The organism is Gordonia jacobaea (assembly GCF_965344965.1).
GTDB classification, from domain to species: domain Bacteria; phylum Actinomycetota; class Actinomycetes; order Mycobacteriales; family Mycobacteriaceae; genus Gordonia; species Gordonia jacobaea.
Window position 1 is genome coordinate 1 of sequence record NZ_CBDRLS010000013.1, and the last position, 1,414, is coordinate 1,414.

Genomic DNA, 1,414 nt, shown 5'->3' on the forward strand with positions numbered 1-1,414 from the left:
ACAAGTTGATGTGTTGGGTGTTGTTGGTAAGTCCTCGGCCGATTAGTACCAGTCACCTAAACCTATTACTAGGCGTACAGTTCTGGCCTATCAACCCCATGGTCTGTAGGGGGCCTTAACCCTTCAAGAGGGTGAGAAACCTCATCTTGGAACAGGCTTCCCGCTTAGATGCTTTCAGCGGTTATCCCTTCCGAACGTAGCTAACCAGCAGTGCTCCTGGCGGAACAACTGGCACACCAGAGGTTCGTCCGTCCCGGTCCTCTCGTACTAGGGACAGGTTTCCTCAAGTTTCTAACGCGCGCGGCGGATAGAGACCGAACTGTCTCACGACGTTCTAAACCCAGCTCGCGTGCCGCTTTAATGGGCGAACAGCCCAACCCTTGGGACCTACTCCAGCCCCAGGATGCGACGAGCCGACATCGAGGTGCCAAACCATCCCGTCGATATGGACTCTTGGGGAAGATCAGCCTGTTATCCCCGGGGTACCTTTTATCCGTTGAGCGACACCACTTCCACACGTTGGTGCCGGATCACTAGTCCCGACTTTCGTCCCTGCTCGACATGTACGTCTCACAGTCAAGCTCCCTTGTGCACTTACACTCAACACCTGATTGCCAACCAGGCTGAGGGAACCTTTGGGCGCCTCCGTTACATTTTAGGAGGCAACCGCCCCAGTTAAACTACCCACCAGGCACTGTCCCTGAACCCGATCAGGGTCCGAGGTTAGAAGTCCAATACGATCAGAGTGGTATTTCAACAATGACTCCATGAACACTGGCGTGCCCACTTCACAGTCTCCCACCTATCCTACACAAACCGAACCGAACACCAATACCAAGCTATAGTGAAGGTCCCGGGGTCTTTTCGTCCTGCCGCGCGTAACGAGCATCTTTACTCGTACTGCAATTTCGCCGAGTCTGTGGTTGAGACAGCAGAGAAGTCGTTACGCCATTCGTGCAGGTCGGAACTTACCCGACAAGGAATTTCGCTACCTTAGGATGGTTATAGTTACCACCGCCGTTTACTGGGGCTTAAATTCTCAGCTTCGCCCCCCGAAGGGAACTAACCGGTCCTCTTAACCTTCCAGCACCGGGCAGGCGTCAGTCCGTATACATCGTCTTACGACTTCGCACGGACCTGTGTTTTTAGTAAACAGTCGCTTCTCTCTGGTCTCTGCGACCCACACCAGCTCAAACAGTAAATGTCGTCACCAGAATGGGTCCCCCTTCTCCCGAAGTTACGGGGGCATTTTGCCGAGTTCCTTAACCACAGTTCTCTCGATCGCCTTAGTATTCTCTACCTGACCACCTGTGTTGGTTTGGGGTACGGGCCGTGTACCAACTCACTAGAGGCTTTTCTCGGCAGCATAGGATCATGGACTTCACCACAACGGTTACGCATCACCTCTCAGACT

1 rRNA gene is annotated in these 1,414 nt (G+C 53.5%); it reads right to left on the bottom strand.

Annotated elements, in window-relative coordinates:
* Positions 1 to 22: 22 nt before the first annotated feature.
* Positions 23 to 1,414: ribosomal RNA gene (locus ACRVY7_RS22570) — 23S ribosomal RNA — on the bottom strand; the annotation flags it as partial.